We start from the raw sequence: 17,209 nt of genomic DNA, 5'->3' as shown, positions 1-17,209 counted from the left end.
TGGAGACGCGCGCACCGCAAGCGTCCCGGCGAGCCGCGCAAGGCGCGCAAGACGCCGCGCATCAACGGTTTGCCCGGTTCCGACCGGGTGAGCCGCAGTCATGTTTGGAGACAGGCAGATGCCCCAATCGATTGCCACGGACCGCGGGTCCGAAGCCGCGCGCACGTATGCCGCGCCCGCGCTGAATCCTTCGCAGCAAGACGACGCGCTGTATCGCAAAGTGTCGGCGCGCGTCATTCCGTTCCTGTTCGTTTGCTATGTCGTATCGTTTCTCGACCGCATCAACATCGGCTTCGCGCAATTGCAGATGAAGCACGACCTGGGCTTCAGCGACGCGATGTACGGCCTTGGCGCCGCGGTGTTCTACGTGGGCTACGTGCTGTGCGAAGTGCCGAGCAACATGTTGCTCGCGCGCTTCGGCGCGCGCCGCACGTTCATGCGCATCATGCTGCTGTGGGGCGTTGCCTCGACCAGCATGATGTTCGTGGCGAGCCCCACGCAGTTTTACGCGCTGCGCTTCCTGCTGGGCGTGTTCGAGGCGGGCTTCTTTCCGGGCATCGTGCTCTATCTCACGTACTGGTATCCGGCGCGCCGCCGCGCGGCCGTGTTTTCGATCTTCTTCGCGGGCGTGGCGGTGGCGGGTGTACTGGGCGGCCTCATCTCGGGATGGATCATGCGCGACCTGGCCGGCGTGGCGGGTCTTGCGGGCTGGCGCTGGATGTTCCTGATCGAAGGTCTGCCGGCCGTGCTGCTTGGCCTCATGGCGGCGTTCTGGCTCGTGGACGGCCCCGAGAAGGCGAGGTGGCTGACCGATGCGGAGAAGGACCACCTCCTTGCGCAACGCGACGGCGAAGGCGGGCACGCGCATTCCACGCGGTCGTTTGGAGCGGCGCTGCGCAATCCGCGCGTGTATCTGTTCGCGTTCATCTATTTCTCGCTGACGTGTGCCTCGCTCACGTTGAACTTCTGGATGCCGCTCATGATTCGCGACTTCGGCGTGCACGACGTGCTGGCGATCAGCCTCTACACCGTCATTCCGAATGCGGTGGGCGCGGTGGGCCTCATGTGGATCGCACGCCGCTCGGACCGGCGTGGCGAACGGCGCTGGCATTTCGCGGCGTGCACGATAGGCGGCGGCATCGCATTGGCGCTGCTCACGCTGCATCTGGCGAGCTTCGCCGCGATGATGGCGATCCTCTCGATCGCAGCGGTGCTGATCTTCGCCGCGTTGCCGATCTTCTGGGCAGTGCCTTCGGCGTATCTCTCGGGCAAAGCCGCAGCAGCGGGGATCGCGCTCATCAGCAGCATTGGCATTACGAGCGGCATTGTGAGCCCGTGGGCGATCGGGCTCATCAAGACGCATACGGGCAGCATGGATAACGCGCTCTATCTGCTCGCGGCGTTGCTGGTGGCGAGTGGGGCCGCGTTGGTGGCGGGTGTGCCGGCTGTGAAGGCTGGCCGCTGAGGTGGGATGACCTGCGTTGCGGGGCAGTTTGATTTGAGACGGCGGTATGGTCCGGGCAAACTCATTCATCGAGGATACCCGTGCCGTCCCCCATCAAACACACGCAGTCAAACTTGGAAGGCGCCGATCGCGCCTACGCCGCAGGCGATTGGCAAAGCGCATTGGAGCTTGCCGACAAGGTCATCGAGGCGAATCCGCGCAACAGCGACGCGCTCCACAGGCGCGGGCTGCTCGCGCTCGCAATGGGCTCACCGGCCGAAGCGCAACACTGGCTGAGGCGCGCCGTTCAGCTACGCCCGCACCCCGTGTACTGCAACAGCCTTTGCGTGACGCAAACGCGTTTGGGTGACTACGCGGCGGCGGCCGAAACGGCGCGTCTCGGCCTGCGGCGCGCCCGCGAACGCTTTCCGGCAGTCGATACATCGCTGCTTTCGTATAACCTCGGCGTCGCCCAGCAGCTCGACGATCAGCCCGCCGCGGCGGCGCAGAGCTACCGTCAAACCCTGGCGCGTCAACCCGATCACGCGGCGGCGCATAACAATCTCGGCACGGTCACGAAGGATCTTGGCGATCTCGCCACCGCCATCGCCCATTTCGAGCGTGCTATCGCACGCGATCCACGTAATGTCGAAGCCCACAGCAACCTGGGTCACGCGTTGCTTGCAGCGGGCCGTTACGAAGAAGCATGGCCATACTTCGAGCAGCGCTGGGCGAGTTTTCAGGTGGGAGAGCGTCCAGCGGCGCAGGGTGCCCCCACGCTGCCAATTCCGCGTTGGCGAAGCGGCCCGCTCCCAGGCGAGCGCCGTTTGCTCGTGCTGCACGAACAGGGCTTTGGCGACGCGCTGCAATTCTGCCGCTATCTGCCCATTGCGCTTGCGCGCGGCACGCGAGTTGGCTACGTCTGCCCCAAGCCGTTGCGGCCGTTGCTCGAACAGTCGCTTTGCACGCGTTGGCCGAATATCATGCTGCTCGACGAAGTGCCGTCAGACCTTGGCGCGTGGGACGCCTATTGCTCACTGCTCTCGCTGCCGATGCTGCTCGGCACGCGCCTCGACAACATTCCCGCGCCTATACCGTATCTACACGCCGAACCGCAGCGCGCGCGCATGTGGGCCGATCGGCTCCGCGCGTGTGGCGATGACATGAAGCCGCGCATCGGCCTTGTTTGGGCGGGCGGTCATACGGGCACGGCGGCCGATCGCCGACGCAGCATCGCGCCCGATGCGTTTGCGAAGCTGCTGTCCTGGCGAGGCGCGCACTGGATCAGCCTGCAAAAAGCCGAAGACGCATCGAAGCTATTGCCATCGGTATATCGCGAGCAAATCACCGACTGGATGCATGAAGCCAGAGACTTCGCCGATACCGCGGCGTTGATCGACGGCCTCGATCTCGTCATCTCGGTCGATACGTCGGTGGCGCATCTGGCTGCTGCAATGAGCAAGCCGGTATGGCTGCTCAATCGCTTTGCCGGCTGCTGGCGTTGGCTGCGCGATTGCGACGACAGCCCGTGGTATCCGGGCCTGCGTCTCTTCACGCAGAAAGAGCGAGGCAATTGGGACGACGTACTAAACCGCGTGCTCGACGCACTCGCCACACGCTATCCAGTGAACGGCAACCCCATCACGAAGGCTTGAGCAGCGTGCGCCACTCCGGCAGTCTGCCTTTTTCGTCTAGCGCCGCGACGAGCGGCGCAGCACGTTCGGCCAGCGCCTGCTGGACATTCGCAATGGCGTTGGCCAGCTCACTCGACATGCCGAGGCCGTCGAGCATGGCCGCCGCCTCGCGCATTTCCTCGGAGCGCCGCTGGCCATGCTCGACCACGCGGCCAATCAAGTACGACTCATAGCCCGTGTCCCAGCCCATGCCTGGGAAGCTTGCGGCAAGCGAGGCAAGCACGCGGTCGTCCACGCCGAACTGCTTCGCGGCGAGCATCGATTGCACGCACATCGCTTCCATGCCTTTGATCATGATGCTGCGGCACAGCTTGATGGCGGAGGCGAGGCCTACCTCGGCGGCCACGCATTGCGCGCGCATGCCGAGCGCGTTGAGCACTTCGGCGGTGTGCCCGGCAACGCGTCCGCCCAGCAGCATCGGCACGCGTATGCCTTGCGGCGGCACGGGCGCCATGACTGCGGCCTCCACGTAATCGGCGCCCACGCGCTCCACGGCCTGGCTGTTGCGCTGCTTGACGGCGGGCGAGACGGAGTTCAGGTCGATAAATGTTTGACCGGCAAGCAAATACGCGGCGCATGCGCTCGCCACCGCTTCGGCCTGGCTCGCCGTGACGGCGGAAAACACGAGCTGTGCGCCCATTAGCGCCGATGCGAGATCGTCGGCGACATGAGCGCCGCTCTCGCTCGCGCGTTTGAGGATCGTCTCGCGCGTGGCGCTGTCCTGTAGCTTGATGTCGTAAGTCGAAACGTGCAGTCCGGCTTGCGCGAGCGCGTGCGCAAAAATCGGCCCCACTTCGCCAAAGCCAATGATCGCAACGCGCGTTACCGGCTGTTGGGTTTGCTGTTCCATGCTTGACACTCTCTCGATGGCGTTGATGAAGAGACAAACGTTGCAGGCTCACACGCGAGGCTCGCTGGCCTGAACTGGCGGCGGCTCCGCGCGCGCCGTGTGCCGCCGGTTCATGTGGGATTCGAACTTGTTCTTGTCGAACATCTTCTCCCATTTCGACAAGACGAGCACGGCTACCGAGTTGCCAATCACATTGGTCGTGGAAGTCGCAATGGCAAGCACGCGGTCGATGCCGAACAGCAAGCCCACGCCGGCAAGCGGCAGCGCACGCGAGGTCTGGATGGTGGCCGCGAGCTTGACGAGCGCGCCGCCTGCAGCGCCCGCTCCGCCCTTGGACGTGAGCATCATCACCGCGAGCAGCGCGAGTTGTTGCGAGAGGCTCAAAGGCGTGTCGGTCGCCTGTGCGATGAAGCCGACGCCGCAGGCCATGTAGAGGCACGCGCCATCGATATTGAAGCTATACCCCGCCGGCAGCACGAAGCCCACCACGGCTTCGTCGCAGCCCGCCTGTTCGAGCTTGCTGACGAGGCGCGGCAGCGCGACTTCGCTCGCGGCCGTGCCCATCGCGAGAATGGCTTCTTCCTTGATGAGCGAAAGGATCCTGAAGATCGAGAATCCAGCCAGGCCAGCCACGACGCCGAGCACGACGAACACGAAGCACAGCGTGCTTGCGTAATAGGTGAGCACATAGCGCAGCAGGAACAGCAGCGTGACGCTGCCGTAGCTGCCCACGGCCGCGGCCATTGCGCCGAATGCGCCAATTGGCGAGAGCCGCATGATGAAGCCGAGCATCTTGAAGACAACGGTTTGCGCTTCCTCGATCAAGCGGAACACGACCCAGTCGGGCTTCGCGCAAGTGGCGAGCGCGAAGCCCGTGAGCAGCGAAACGAACAGCACGGGAAGAATGTCACCGCTCACGAACGCCGAGACGAGCGTATGCGGAATGATGGAGGTGAGAAAGTGCGTGAACGAGAAGTCGCCGGTCGTGCCTGCCTTGATTGCTGCCGCGGCGCCTTCGCTTGCGCTGAGTGAGCGCGCATGGAGCCCGTCGCCGGGGCGCACGATATTAACGACCGCAAAGCCAGTCAGCATGGCGAGCGTGCTGACCACTTCGAAATAGAGCAGCGTCTTCACACCGAGCCGGCCAAGGCGCTTGAAGTCCTTGATGTGCCCCACGCCGTGCACGACCGTGCAGAAGATGATGGGCCCGAGCATCATCTTCAGTAGCGCGATGAAGCTCTCGCCCAACGGTTTCATTTTTACGGCCTCGTGCGGCGCGAGCAGGCCAAACGCAATGGCCAGCGCGATCGCAATCAGCACCTGGATGTACAGCTTGCGCAACAGCCTCACTGTCTCCTCCGTTGTGATTATTCATACGGAATTATGGAGGGGGAGGCTGGTCTTCAGGCTTTGCGAAACGTTAATAAAGCCATCTGTTCTATTTATCGATATGGCTTAAAACATGCGTTGTGCGTGCAGCAAGATTCATTCCGCAATCACTGCTGCCCGGCAAGCTCCTCCAGCAGCCAGTCGCGGAACGCAACCAGCACGGGGTGGCGCTGAGCACGCTCCGGGTAGACCAGGTAGTACGAACGCGAGCTTGGCACCGCCTCGAACGGGCTGAGAAGCCGCTTCTCGTTCAATTCGTCTTCGACCAGCATACGCGGCACGAGGCCCACGCCAATGCCGGCGACGACCGCCTGGATCAAGTGCGAGGTCAGCTCGAAACTCGGGCCCGGGCGCAGCGCGTCGTGAGGCAAGCCGAAATGCGCGCACCATTCGCGCCATGCGTCGGGAAAGCTGCGCACGCGCAGCAGTGTGAGGCCGTCGAGCGATTCGATGGTTGGCGCGGCGGCCCGTCGCTTCGGTTTTCTCGCGAACGGCAACGCAGTGGGGCTGCCAACCAGCACCAGTTCTTCCGCATAGAGCCTGTGCGCCGTGACGCCGGGCCAGCGCCCGTCGCCCACCACGATGGCGGCGTCGAGATCCTGAGTCGAAAAATCGGCCGCCTCGATGCGCGAGTCGAGATCGATCTGCAAATCGGGGTGTGCCTGATAGAAGCGGTGCAGGCGCGGCAGCAGCCATTTGGCGCCGAACGTCGGCAGGGTCGCAACGCGCAACTGCGTTTTTGGCGCGCTCGCCGTGAGGGCTTGCAGCGTCGCGCTACGGATCAGCGTAAGCGCATGAGAGATCTCGGCCATATAGGCTCGGCCGATATCGGTCGGGACGATGCGTTTGCCCTCGCGCGTGAAGAGCGGCAGGTCGAGCATCGCCTCGAGCGCTTGAACCTGGCGGCTCACAGCGCTCTGCGTGAGCGACAGTTCCTCGGCGGCACGCGTAAAGCTCTCATGGCGCGCGGACGCTTCGAACGCGAGCAGCAGCGACATGGAGGGCGTGAGCTTGCGGTAATTCATTCATAAACCTCATGATCAACCCAATCTTTTTACGTTTGCCCGGTGCCGGTTGGGAGGCGACAATTTCATGTCAGAAAAGGGTCTATAGCGCCCAGTACGAGACTTCGAGAGCCACATGACCATTGCCCAGCTTACCATCGGCGAATTCGGCAGCCCCCTGATCCGTCAATTTTTGCATGAACTGGAGGCGTCGGGCTTCGAGGGCGAAGTGGATGCGAGTCACGCCACGCGCACGGTGCTGGCCACGGACAATTCGATCTACCAGCGCTATGCGCAGGCGGTGGTGTTCCCGCGCCACGCACAGGACGTCGCACGGCTCGCGAGCCTGCTCGGGCGCGACACGTTTCGCGGCGTGGCGGTCGCGGCGCGTGGCGGTGGCACGGGTACGAACGGGCAGTCGCTGACCGAAGGCGTCGTGGTCGATATGTCGAGACATATGAATCGAATCCTCGAAATCGATCCGGTGGCGCGTACGGCGCGCGTGGAGGCCGGCGTGGTCAAGGATCAGCTCAATGCCGAATTGAAGCGCCACGGGCTCTTTTTCGCGCCGGAGCTGTCGACGTCGAACCGCGCGACCATCGGCGGCATGATCAGCACGGATGCGAGCGGGCAGGGCAGTTGCACCTACGGGAAAACGCGCGACCACGTGCTCGCGCTGGAAACGGTCCTCGTTGGCGGTGAGCGTTTGTCGAGCGCGCCGGTCGATCGTGCCGCACTCGGCGCGCTTTGCGCGCGCAAGGACAAGGTCGGCGAGGTTTTCCGCACCGCGCGCGATATCAGCGAGCGCGAAGCCGGTCTGATACGCGAGCGTTTTCCCGCGTTGAACCGTTGCTTGACGGGTTATGACCTCGCTCATCTGCATGACGGCGAAGGGCGCTTCGACATCAACAGCGTGCTGTGCGGCTCGGAAGGCACGCTCGGCTTCATCGTCGAGGCAACGCTGAACGTGCTGCCCGTGCCCAGGCACGCCGTGCTCGTCAATGTCCGCTATGAGAGCTTCATGGATGCCCTGCGCGACGCGCGCGCGCTGATGGCGCATCGCCCACTCTCGATCGAAACCGTGGATTCCACGGTGCTGCGGCTGGCGCGCGAGGATATCGTCTGGCAAAGCGTGGCCGAGTATTTCCCCGCCGACGAAGGAGTGGAAGGCGGTGCGAACGGCATCAACATGGTCGAATTCAGCGGCGACGATGCGGACGCATTGCGCGCGCGCGTGGCGGCGTTCGCCGAGCACCTGGGCGCGGACGCGAGCGTGAAGCGTCTCGGCCATACGATTGCCGATGGCGAGGCGGCAATCAATCGCGTCTATGCGATGCGCAAGCGCGCGGTGGGCCTGCTGGGCAATGCGCGCGGCGCGAGCCGCCCGCAGCCCTTCGTGGAGGACACGGCCGTGCCGCCCGAAAATCTTGCCGACTACATTGCAGAGTTTCGCGCGCTGCTCGATGGTTTCGGTCTGCGTTATGGCATGTTCGGCCACGTCGATGCGGGCGTGCTCCACGTGCGCCCCGCGCTCGACATGCGCAATCCCGACGAGGCCGCGCTCGTGCGCCCCATTTCGGATGCCGTGACTGCCTTGACGATGAAGTATGGCGGCCTGCTGTGGGGCGAGCATGGCAAGGGCGTGCGCTCCGAGTACGTGCCCGAGTATTTCGGGCCTTTGTATCCGGCGCTGCAGCGGCTCAAGGCGGCATTCGATCCGTACAATCAGCTCAATCCAGGCAAGATCGCGACGCCTGCCGGCGCGAGTGCGGCGCTGCTGAAGATCGACGCGACGACACTGCGCGGCGAGCTGGACCGGCGCATAGACGAGCGCGTCTGGCAGGCCAACGCCGACGCCGTTCATTGCAACGGCAACGGCGCGTGCTACAACTTCGACCCGAACGACGCCATGTGTCCGTCGTGGAAAGCCACGCGCGAGCGCGTGCATTCGCCAAAGGGCCGGGCTTCGCTGATGCGAGAATGGTTGCGCAGACAACAAGATGCCGGAGCGGATCTTGTCGCGCCGCCGGTTGCGGCGGCGTTGCCGGTGCGCATCGTCAACAGCGTGCGCAAACGCCAGGGCGAGCAGGACTTCTCGCACGAGGTTTATGACGCCATGGCGGGTTGTCTGTCGTGCAAGTCATGCACGGGGCAATGTCCGGTAAAGGTAAGCGTGCCGGAGTTTCGCGCGCGCTTTCTGGAGCTTTATCACACGCGCTATTTGCGTCCGCTGCGCGACTATTTGATCGGCGCACTCGAATTCACGGTGCCGCGCGTGGCGGCGGTGCCTGGCGCAAGTGGCGCGTACAACGCGTTGATGAAGGCGCGCCTCGTCAAATCGTTGCTCGCACGCTGCATTGGCCTTGTCGATAGCCCATTGTTGAGCCGTGTGTCATGGCGCGGGGTGTTGCGCAAGGCGGGAGCGGAGATCGCGACGCCCGAACGGCTCGCATCGCTTGGCGAAACCGAACGCCAGCGCAGTGTCATCGTGGTGCAGGACGCGTTCACGCGTTACTTCGAGACGCCGGTTGCCTCCGCGTTTCTCGAACTAGCCGCACGTCTTGGATTCAAGGTATTCGTCGCGCCTTATTTCCCGAACGGCAAGCCGCTGCACGTCCAGGGGTTTCTGCCGCGGTTTCGCCGCGCCGCGCGGCGCAATGCGGCGCAACTGGCCTCGCTTGCCAGCTCGGGTGTGCCGCTCGTCGGCATCGACCCGGCCATGACGCTCGTGTACCGCCAGGAGTACCGCAAGGTGGAAGGCATCGAGGCGGCGCCAGAGGTGCTGCTGCCGCAGGAATGGTTAATCAGCGTAATGCGCGGCGCGCTGCGCAGCCGCGAAGCGGCGCATCGCGCGACGGCGTCGTTCCGCCTGCTGCCGCATTGCACCGAGCGCACCAACGCGAGCGCCGCCACGCTCTTGTGGAAAGACGTGTTCGCCGCAGCGGGCCTCGCGCTCGCGACGCCGGCTAGCGGGTGTTGTGGCATGTCGGGCACCTATGGCCACGAGGCGCGCAATCGCGCGACTTCGGAAGCGATCTTCGAGCAATCGTGGGCGCAGCATGTCGATGCGGCATCGACGGCGGCGCAAGGGGCGGAAGAACTGATCGCCACGGGTTATTCGTGCCGCTGCCAGGTGAAGCGCTTGCGCGGGCGTCAGTTGCGTCACCCGGTTCAGGTGTTGCTGGACGCCCTGCGCTGAAACAGATCAATAGTCCCAGCGGCCCCGGTCGTGCCACTCGCGTTCGCGCCACTGCCGTTCACGCCATGCGTGCTCGCGGCGTTCGTGCTCGCGCCACTCGTGTTCGCGCCACTGCCGCGCGCGCCAGTCGTCGTCGCCTCTCCAGTCGGTCTGGATGGGAGCCGGGGCATAGACCGCGCCTGGCACGCCAACGCCCACGGCGACATCCACATGGGCCAATGCAGCGGTCGAAGCCGCCAGTGCCGTTGCGCCCAGTACCAGGCCGAGAATGGTCTTCTTCATATCGCGACTCCTTCGCACGTTGTGTGCGTTCTTGATGAGCACGGTTCGGAGTCTAGGCGTCGCCCCCGGACACAGGTGAAACGGTGCTGCGAGATTCGTAACAACGAGTTAAGCGCGCGCCGCGGTGTTGCCATGAGCATCGCGCAGCGCATTGTTCAGTAGCACGATGGATTTATCGTGATGCAGCGCCTACACTCGAAGGCGACCCGCGAGTCGAGCCGGTGTTTATTGCGTCCCCGCTCCAGCCAGCTTTTTGCACCCGATGCCAAAACGAATCTTGTTTGTCGACGACAACCGCGACGTCGCAGATGCGCTTGCGGCGCTCGTCGAGTTCGAAGGCCATCAAGCCCAATGTGCGGCAGATGGACAAGAGGCCCTGCTCGTTGCCGGGTCGTTCCTTCCCGAACTCGCCTTCGTGGACTGGAAGCTGCCTGACATGAGCGGCGGAGAACTGGTGAGTCAGCTTCAGCTCAACCCCGCTCTGTCGAATACCCGGTACGTTCTGCTCTCGGGGCATACCGATCCGGATATCGCGGCCAGGGCCGCAGCCGCCGGCTTCGTCAAATGTCTGACGAAACCGGTGCGGCTCGAAGACCTGCTGGCCTGCCTGTGACGCCGGTTGTGCGTTGTAGCTAACTCGACCGGCTTCCACCGGAAGCCGGGAACAATAATTGCGCACTTCGTCTCACTCGTGGCGAGCCTGGAATCTCCACGAGCCTCGTCGTTCCGGTATTCCGCAGCGTCTCCTCGGAGCAGAGTCGCGTCATGAACAAGGAAGTTCCACCGCAGATCGAGCGCCCCTCGACCCGCTGGCCCGGTGAAATGGCGGAGCGCATCGCCGTGTTCGACTGGAGCGATACGGCGCTCGGCGCGCGCGCAACCTGGTCGGCGAGCCTCGTTGCCGCGATCAACATGCTGCTCGCCGCGCCTTCTCCGCTCGTCATGCTATGGGGCCGCGAAGGGACGATGGTCTACAACGACGCCTACGCGGTTTTCGCGGGCGGCCGGCATCCGTTCCTGCTGGGCAAGCCAGTCGAAACCGGCTGGCCAGAGGTGGCCGCGTTCAACCGGAATGTCGTCGATACGTGCCTGGCCGGCGGGACCCTCGTCTTTCAGGACAAGCAGCTCGTGCTGTATCGCGAGGGTCACGCCGAAGACGTGTGGCTGGACCTGAGCTATAGCCCGGTTTTCGAAGACGACGAGCGGCCGGCGGGCGTCCTCGCCATCGTGTTCGAAACGACGGCGAAGATGCAGGCGGAAAAGCAGCGCAAGGTGGCGGAAGACGCGCTGTTGCAACTGACCCAGACACTGGAGCAGCGCGTAGCCGAGGAAGTGGGCGCGCGCGTGGCGATGGAGGAGCGGCTGCGTCAGGCGCAAAAGCTGGAAGCGATCGGCAGTCTCACGGGCGGCGTGGCGCACGACTTCAACAACGTCTTGCAGGTCATTTCCGCCAACCTGCAGCTCATCGAGCTTTCGACGAAAGGCAACGCCGCGCTCGAGCGGCGCGTGGCCGCGGTTAGCAATGCGGTGTCGCGCGGTGCGAAGCTCGCCGCGCAACTGCTGGCCTTTGCGCGCAGGCAACCGCTCGCGCCGGCCGTTCTGAACCCCTTCCGGCTGGTCGAAGGCATGGCCGAGATGCTTCACCGCACGTTGCCGGAGACGATCGAACTCGCCATTGTGCCGGCGCACGAGAGCTGGAATATCTGTGCGGACCGCAGTCAGCTGGAAAGCGCGCTGTTGAATCTGGTCATCAACTCGCGCGACGCAATAGACGGACCAGGACGCATCGGCGTTTGCCTCGCGAACGTCGACGCACAGAACGATGAAGCGGCGCGCAGTGACGGCGTGCCCGCAGGCGAATACGTTCGCCTGCGCGTTTCGGACTCGGGCTGCGGCATGCCCGAGCACGTGAAAGCGCGCGTGTTCGAGCCGTTCTTCACCACGAAGGCCGTGGGCCAGGGCACGGGACTCGGCTTGAGCATGGTGCATGGGTTCGTGGCGCAGAGTTCGGGCCACGTCTTCATTGAAAGCACGCAAGGCCAGGGCACTACCGTCAACCTCTATTTTCCGCGCAGCCTGGAAGCGGAATACGACGCGTACAAGCCAGGCGTTGCGAGACAGGAGCGCGGCGGCGAGACCATTCTCGTTGTCGAAGACGACGCGGAAGTTCGCATCGCCGCGATCGAAATGCTGGCGCAGCTCGGCTACAAGGTGCTTTCCGCGCAGGACGGCGAGCACGCCCTCAAACTGATCCAGAGCGGCCAGCGTTTCGACCTGCTGTTCACCGATGTCGTGACGCCCGGTACGGTGAGAAGCAGCGAACTGGCTCGCATTGCGAGCGGGCCGCCTTATCACGCCGAGGTCCTGTTTGCCTCCGGCTATACGCGCGACGTTATTTTCCACGACGGCAAGCTCGACGAGGGCGTTGCGCTCATTAGCAAGCCTTATCGATTCGATGAGCTTGCCGTTGCGGTGCGCAACGCGCTCAACAAGGCCGATTGATTGACGTTGCCGCTGCGTCAGGCTTTCATGCCGATCTGCGCGCGCCCGAGCGGTGTCAGGTCGTCGGCGGTTGCGCGCCCAACGAAATCGACTTCGAAATGATCCGTCGGGAAATCGGGCGGGCTCTTGCCCTCGAGGAAGCTCGGCAACTGCCGTGCGAGATACGCGTCGTTCTTGGCGCAAGACGGCGCGGAAGCGATGTACATCACGTTGCTGTAGCCCTTGCCGCGATGCGCATCTTCCACGGCATGAATGACGTCGCTATGCCAGAAGACGGTGTCGCCTGGCTGCATTAGCGGAATCGACGAAAGCGCGTGGAAAAGCGGCGCGTGGTACTCCGGCTTGATCGACAGCGCGCGGCCCGGCATCGCGCCGCACAGGTCGTCGTCTGCAATGTCGTCCTGCAGCGCGCGCAGCAGGATATAGACCATCGCGTTCGCAATGGGCACGAGTTGCAGCGTGCCGTCGCCGGGGCCCTGTTGCGTGAGCGCCGTCCAGCCTTGAAACGTGCGGAACATCGAGCAGACAGCGGGTGACGGAATCTCTTCGACCTCGGTGCGCCACGCGGCGTCGAACGCGTCGTAGTCGCGCCAGTTTCCGGAGAAGACATGGCGATAGACCTTGCGGAAGTTCGCCTCGATCCAGCGCTCGACCGAGCCGCCGTCGCAGTGGGCGGAGAGGCCGAGCGACTCGGAGCCAGGCGGGCGGCGGCGCAGACGGTCCGCATAAACCGGCACGTGATTCGGGTCGAAATGCACGCGGCCTTCGCTCTCGGCGCGCCACAGGCGGTTCAGGAACACGCGCGCCTGTGTGAGTTCCGGCGACTGGCGCGCGAGCACTTGCGGCTTCGACCAGTACACGCCGTAGATCTGCGGCTTGCTCGAGGCCAGCTGGCCGAAGTATTTGTCTTCGGCGCGATGAAGCAGCTTGCGGTCGAGGTCGTTGCGCTCGACATAGTCCGCAATGTCGTCGTCCCACTGCGCCACGCGCGAGCGGTCGAACACCTTGCGGATCACACAGGCGCCGCGCGCCTTCACGAGCGCAATCTGCTCCGCGCTAACCCGGTTGCCGACGATGTCCGAAAACGCAATTTCGGGGATCACGGGCTCACCCCGGTCGCGAAGCTGGGCAATGCGATGCGCCTCTTCCTGCATGGCCGATTCGACTTCGGCGAACACCGCCTTGTAGTTGGGCAGTTTTTCCCGCAGTTCCTGCTTCGCCCGGCGAATAGCCGCGGGCAGGTCGTCGATATGCAATGCCATTTCGTTGTCTCCACCGTGGTGTTTTCGAATGATGGGAGCGTACGCCGGCACGGCCCTGGCCAGTGATATTATCGGGTCAATCTTTTTGCAGTTTCGGCCATGAAAGCAGCGTACGAGCACGTCGACTTCGGCAGCAGCTGTTCCGTGCGGGTTTACCACCGGCGCTTGCCGCGCATTCCGTTCGAATGGCATCACCACCCGGAATACGAACTCACGCTGACGATGAACAGCCAGGGCAAGCGTTATATCGGCGACTCGGTCACCGTGTATGGCGCCGACGATCTCGTGCTCGTGCCGCCGGACATGCCGCACACCTGGTCGTCCAATCGCTCGATCGATCCGGCGGATTCGCAGGTGGCCATCGTCATCTGGTTCGAAGGCAACTGGGTGCAGCGCCTCGCCGACGTTTGCCCGGAATACGCGAGCCTGCGCAACCTGTTGCGCCGCGCGGCCTGCGGACTCGTCTTCGAAGAAGGCGCCGGCGAGCATATGCGCGGTTATCTTGATCGTCTATTGTCGGCGGACCCGCGCGAGCGTCTGGCTGCCGTGCTGGATATCCTGGTCTGGTTGACCGGGTTGCCTGCCACCCAGCTCGCGACGCCCAGCGCGTTCGAGGGTCGCGTGGGCGCATCTGCAGGCTACGAGCCTGAGCAGTTGAACCGCGTGCTGGCGCTGATCGAAACGCAGTTCTCGCAACCCTTGCGGCTTTCGACGCTCGCCAAGGCCGCGGGTCTTTCTGAGCGCACGCTGACGAGACATTTCGTGCAGCACACGGGCGAAAGTGTGGGGCAGTACATCGCGCGGGTTCGAATCGGCCATGCCTGCCGGATGCTGACCGATACGCAGTTGCCCGTTTCCGTGATCGCCGCGCGCTCAGGCTTCCCCAACGCGGCGAACTTCAACCGGCAGTTCAAGGCCACCAAAGCGCTCACGCCGGTGGCTTACCGGCAGCAATTCGCGAGCGCGAAACGCGCCGAAGATCATGTGGCGCCGCCCCTTACGGAGCGCTCGCCATCGCTCGAACTTGCGCGGCGAACGGCGAGCAGAAAGCCTCGCGTGCGCCGCGCCTGAACGGCTTGCGCGGTCCGCGCATTGCGTGTGCCATCCCCCAATCGGCCGAGCGCGGGGTTCAGGCATCACGAACGGACCCGACGTGACCTAAGCGAACCGTAAGCCAGTCGTTATGACTCGCTATGCCTGCTCGTCTCAGCGATTTCCCTGGAGTGCTGTCATTCGCCTCGGGAATGTGTTGATATAGCGAAAAATCGCACGGTCGGACAGAAAATTGCACGCACGATAAGAAATGCCCAAACAAAGGAGACAGTCCATGAGGATGTTGCGCTCGTTGGTGGTTGGTGCGGTTGTATCGTCAGCGTTGGGAGCCGGGGCCGCGCAAGCGGAGACGGTCAAGATTGCCTTCATCGATCCGCTGTCCGGCTTGATGGCATCGCTCGGCACGAATCAGCTGCACAGCTGGCAATACACGGCCGATTTCGCCAACGAGCATAACTGGGCAAACGGCACGAAGTTCGAGGTCGTGGGATTCGACAACAAGCTTTCGCCGCAGGAAAGCCTGACGCTGCTGAACCAGGCCGCCGATCAGGGCATCCGCTATATCGTGCAGGGTAATGGTTCGTCGGTGGGCCTCGCGCTGGAAGACGCGGTCGCCAAGTACAACTCGCGCAATCCGGGCAAGGAAATCGTCTACCTGAACTACGCCGCGGTGGACCCGGCCATGACCAACGCACGCTGTGACTACTGGCACTTCCGCTTCGACGCGAACGCCGACATGAAGATGGATGCGCTCACCACGTTTCTCGCGCGCGACAAGGACATCAAGAAGGTCTACCTCATCAATCAGGACTACTCGTTTGGTCACGACGTCTCGCGCGTGGCGCGCGAGGACCTGAAGAGCAAGCGCCCCGATATCGTGATCGTCGGCGACGACTTTCATCCGCTCGCGCGCGTGAAGGACTTCTCGCCTTATGCCACCAAGATCAAGGCGTCCGGCGCAGACACGGTGATCACGGGCAACTGGGGCAGCGACCTCGCGCTGCTCGTGAAGGCCAGCAAGGACGCGGGCGTGACGTCCAACTTCTATACCTATTACGCGGGCACGACCGGCGTGCCGACGGCCATGGGCGCGTCCGGCGCCGACCACGTGAAATACGTGGGCGTGTTCGGTCCGAACAACACGAACAACCCCCCGGTGGTCGGCCAGATCATCGAGGGTTACAAGAAGAAGTACAACGACGACTACTACCTCGCGACGGCCTATGCCGCCATCGAAATGCTGAGCAAGGCGATGAACGCGACGAAGTCGACCGATCCCGTCAAGGTGGCCAAAGCCTTGGAGGGCATGACAGTCGACGGCATGAACGGCCCCGCGACGATGCGCGCGGCCGATCACCAGGCGCAGCAGTCGCTCGTGATCGCGACATGGACCAAGGCGGACGGCAAAACGGTAAAGTACGACCAGGAGAACACCGGCTATGGCTGGCGCACCGACGTCCAGCTTGGGCCGACCGCGGCAACGCAGCCGACCACTTGCCAGATGAAGCGCCCGGGCTGAGCGTGCTCTCGCTACGACACTTCACAAGGATCATCGGGCAGTGGAATTCCTGACCATCTCTCTGTTGAACGGCATCGGCTACGGGCTGCTGCTGTTCATGCTCTCATCGGGCCTCACGCTGATTTTCAGCATGATGGGCGTGCTCAACTTCGCGCACGCCAGCTTTTACATGCTCGGGGCCTACTTCGCCTACACCATTGCCAGCAAGATCGGTTTCTGGCCTGCGCTGGTGGTGGCGCCCGTGCTCGTGGCGTGTGTCGGCGCGCTCGTCGAGCGGTTCGGCTTGCGTACTGTGCACAAATACGGGCACGTGGCGGAGTTGCTGTTCACCTTCGGCCTGTCGTATCTGATCGTGGAGGGTGTGAAGCTGGTCTGGGGTCTCGCCACCGTGCCGTACGCCGTTCCGCCCGAACTGAACGGGGCGCTGTTCAAGGTGTACACGTCGGAATTTCCGAAGTATCGCGCCTTCATGATGCTGATCTCGATTGCAATGCTCGCGGCGCTGTATCTGGTGTTGACGCGCACGCGCATCGGCCTCGTCATTCAGGCGTCGCTCACGCACCCGGAAATGGTCGAGGCACTCGGGCACAACGTGCAGCGCGTGTTCATGCTGGTGTTCGGCGGCGGCGCCGCGCTGGCGGGCCTCGCCGGCGTGATTGGCGGCAACGCGTTCGTCACGTCGCCTTCGATGGCCGAGTCGGTGGGCACGATCGTGTTCGTGATCGCCGTGGTGGGCGGCATGGGCTCGCTGCCTGGCGCGTTCATCGCGTCGCTGCTGATCGGCATCATGCAGACATTCGCTGTCACGATCGATGCGTCGCTCTCCGATCTGTTCTCGCTCGTCGGCATGACGGTGACGGACAGCACGGCGCTCTCGTCGTTGTGGCGCATGCCGGTATCGCAGGTCGCGCCGATTCTGCCTTACCTGCTGATGGTGCTCATGATGATCCTGCGACCGCGCGGGCTGCTCGGCAAGCGGGAGGGCTGAACGATGAAACCGCTCATTCAGGC

Annotated in this window: 13 protein-coding genes; 8 read left to right on the top strand and 5 right to left on the bottom strand. The window is 63.8% G+C overall.

The annotated features are described in order from the left end of the window. Window positions 1-118: 118 nt before the first annotated feature. Both U5A52_RS03525 and U5A52_RS03520 read left to right on the top strand, forming a co-directional pair. Window positions 119-1,465, top strand: coding sequence for an MFS transporter (locus U5A52_RS03525; protein WP_321933956.1), 1,347 nt, complete (start codon window positions 119-121; stop codon window positions 1,463-1,465). 113 nt (window positions 1,466-1,578) lie between these two features. Further along, window positions 1,579-3,099 (top strand): tetratricopeptide repeat protein, encoded by a 1,521-nt coding sequence (locus U5A52_RS03520; RefSeq protein ID WP_321933955.1) that lies wholly within the window; start codon window positions 1,579-1,581, stop codon window positions 3,097-3,099. On the opposite strand, the gene U5A52_RS03515 is transcribed toward U5A52_RS03520, so the two are convergent. From U5A52_RS03515 to U5A52_RS03505, 3 genes are all read right to left on the bottom strand, one after another. Continuing rightward, window positions 3,086-3,988: an NAD(P)-dependent oxidoreductase gene (locus tag U5A52_RS03515; protein WP_321933954.1), complete on the bottom strand. Its 903-nt coding sequence runs from the start codon at window positions 3,986-3,988 to the stop codon at window positions 3,086-3,088. The two genes, U5A52_RS03520 and U5A52_RS03515, sit on opposite strands and share 14 nt — an antisense overlap. 48 nt (window positions 3,989-4,036) lie before the next feature. Next, entirely contained in the window at window positions 4,037-5,338 is a 1,302-nt protein-coding gene (locus U5A52_RS03510) for a cation:dicarboxylate symporter family transporter (protein WP_321933953.1), read from the bottom strand. A gap of 146 nt (window positions 5,339-5,484) precedes the next feature. Then, window positions 5,485-6,402 carry a LysR substrate-binding domain-containing protein gene (locus tag U5A52_RS03505; protein WP_321914393.1) on the bottom strand — a complete coding sequence of 306 codons (918 nt, stop codon included), beginning with the start codon at window positions 6,400-6,402 and terminating at the stop codon, window positions 5,485-5,487. Window positions 6,403-6,517: 115 nt separating this feature from the next. Here U5A52_RS03505 and U5A52_RS03500 point away from each other — a divergent pair, with 115 nt between their 5' ends. Next, complete coding sequence (locus U5A52_RS03500) at window positions 6,518-9,580, top strand: FAD-binding and (Fe-S)-binding domain-containing protein (RefSeq protein ID WP_321933952.1); 3,063 nt, start codon at window positions 6,518-6,520, stop codon at window positions 9,578-9,580. 6 nt (window positions 9,581-9,586) lie between these two features. Here U5A52_RS03500 and U5A52_RS03495 read toward each other — a convergent pair whose 3' ends face one another. After that, the gene (locus U5A52_RS03495; protein WP_321914391.1) at window positions 9,587-9,862 is read right to left on the bottom strand and encodes a hypothetical protein; all 276 of its coding nucleotides are present in this window, start codon (window positions 9,860-9,862) and stop codon (window positions 9,587-9,589) included. Between the two features lie 277 nt (window positions 9,863-10,139). Here U5A52_RS03495 and U5A52_RS03490 point away from each other — a divergent pair, with 277 nt between their 5' ends. Together U5A52_RS03490 and U5A52_RS03485 are read left to right on the top strand one after the other, a co-directional pair. Then, the gene (locus tag U5A52_RS03490; RefSeq protein WP_321914390.1) at window positions 10,140-10,475 is read left to right on the top strand and encodes a response regulator; all 336 of its coding nucleotides are present in this window, start codon (window positions 10,140-10,142) and stop codon (window positions 10,473-10,475) included. Window positions 10,476-10,627: 152 nt separating this feature from the next. Beyond that, entirely contained in the window at window positions 10,628-12,364 is a 1,737-nt protein-coding gene (locus tag U5A52_RS03485; RefSeq protein ID WP_321914389.1) for an ATP-binding protein, read from the top strand. A gap of 17 nt (window positions 12,365-12,381) precedes the next feature. Here the strand turns inward: U5A52_RS03485 and U5A52_RS03480 are convergent, their stop codons facing one another. Further along, window positions 12,382-13,626, bottom strand: a complete 1,245-nt coding sequence (locus U5A52_RS03480) for a DUF1479 domain-containing protein (protein WP_321933951.1) — start codon at window positions 13,624-13,626, stop codon at window positions 12,382-12,384. Between the two features lie 99 nt (window positions 13,627-13,725). Between U5A52_RS03480 and U5A52_RS03475 the strand changes: the two genes are divergently transcribed. The 3 genes from U5A52_RS03475 (at window position 13,726) to U5A52_RS03465 (ending at window position 17,186) form a co-directional block, all read left to right on the top strand. Further along, window positions 13,726-14,697 (top strand): helix-turn-helix domain-containing protein, encoded by a 972-nt coding sequence (locus U5A52_RS03475; RefSeq protein ID WP_321933950.1) that lies wholly within the window; start codon window positions 13,726-13,728, stop codon window positions 14,695-14,697. Between the two features lie 256 nt (window positions 14,698-14,953). Beyond that, window positions 14,954-16,198 carry a branched-chain amino acid ABC transporter substrate-binding protein gene (locus tag U5A52_RS03470; RefSeq protein ID WP_321933949.1) on the top strand — a complete coding sequence of 415 codons (1,245 nt, stop codon included), beginning with the start codon at window positions 14,954-14,956 and terminating at the stop codon, window positions 16,196-16,198. A gap of 40 nt (window positions 16,199-16,238) precedes the next feature. Then, on the top strand, window positions 16,239-17,186 hold the full coding sequence (locus tag U5A52_RS03465) for a branched-chain amino acid ABC transporter permease (RefSeq protein WP_321933948.1): 948 nt from the start codon (window positions 16,239-16,241) through the stop codon (window positions 17,184-17,186). Window positions 17,187-17,209: the final 23 nt, after the last annotated feature.

This window comes from Paraburkholderia sp. J8-2, from assembly GCF_905220195.1.
In the GTDB taxonomy this organism is placed as follows: domain Bacteria; phylum Pseudomonadota; class Gammaproteobacteria; order Burkholderiales; family Burkholderiaceae; genus Paraburkholderia.
This window is presented reverse-complemented; position numbering and strand designations above follow the sequence as displayed.

Excerpts from the sequence above, each read along its gene's own strand:
- U5A52_RS03525 (WP_321933956.1), top strand. The coding sequence starts at position 119 with ATGCCCCAATCGATTGCCACGGACCGCGGGTCCGAAGCCGCGCGCACG.
- U5A52_RS03515 (WP_321933954.1), bottom strand. The coding sequence starts at position 3,988 with ATGGAACAGCAAACCCAACAGCCGGTAACGCGCGTTGCGATCATTGGC.
- U5A52_RS03505 (WP_321914393.1), bottom strand. The coding sequence starts at position 6,402 with ATGAATTACCGCAAGCTCACGCCCTCCATGTCGCTGCTGCTCGCGTTC.
- U5A52_RS03500 (WP_321933952.1), top strand. The coding sequence starts at position 6,518 with ATGACCATTGCCCAGCTTACCATCGGCGAATTCGGCAGCCCCCTGATC.
- U5A52_RS03495 (WP_321914391.1), bottom strand. The coding sequence starts at position 9,862 with ATGAAGAAGACCATTCTCGGCCTGGTACTGGGCGCAACGGCACTGGCG.
- U5A52_RS03485 (WP_321914389.1), top strand. The coding sequence starts at position 10,628 with ATGAACAAGGAAGTTCCACCGCAGATCGAGCGCCCCTCGACCCGCTGG.
- U5A52_RS03480 (WP_321933951.1), bottom strand. The coding sequence starts at position 13,626 with ATGGCATTGCATATCGACGACCTGCCCGCGGCTATTCGCCGGGCGAAG.
- U5A52_RS03475 (WP_321933950.1), top strand. The coding sequence starts at position 13,726 with ATGAAAGCAGCGTACGAGCACGTCGACTTCGGCAGCAGCTGTTCCGTG.
- U5A52_RS03470 (WP_321933949.1), top strand. The coding sequence starts at position 14,954 with ATGAGGATGTTGCGCTCGTTGGTGGTTGGTGCGGTTGTATCGTCAGCG.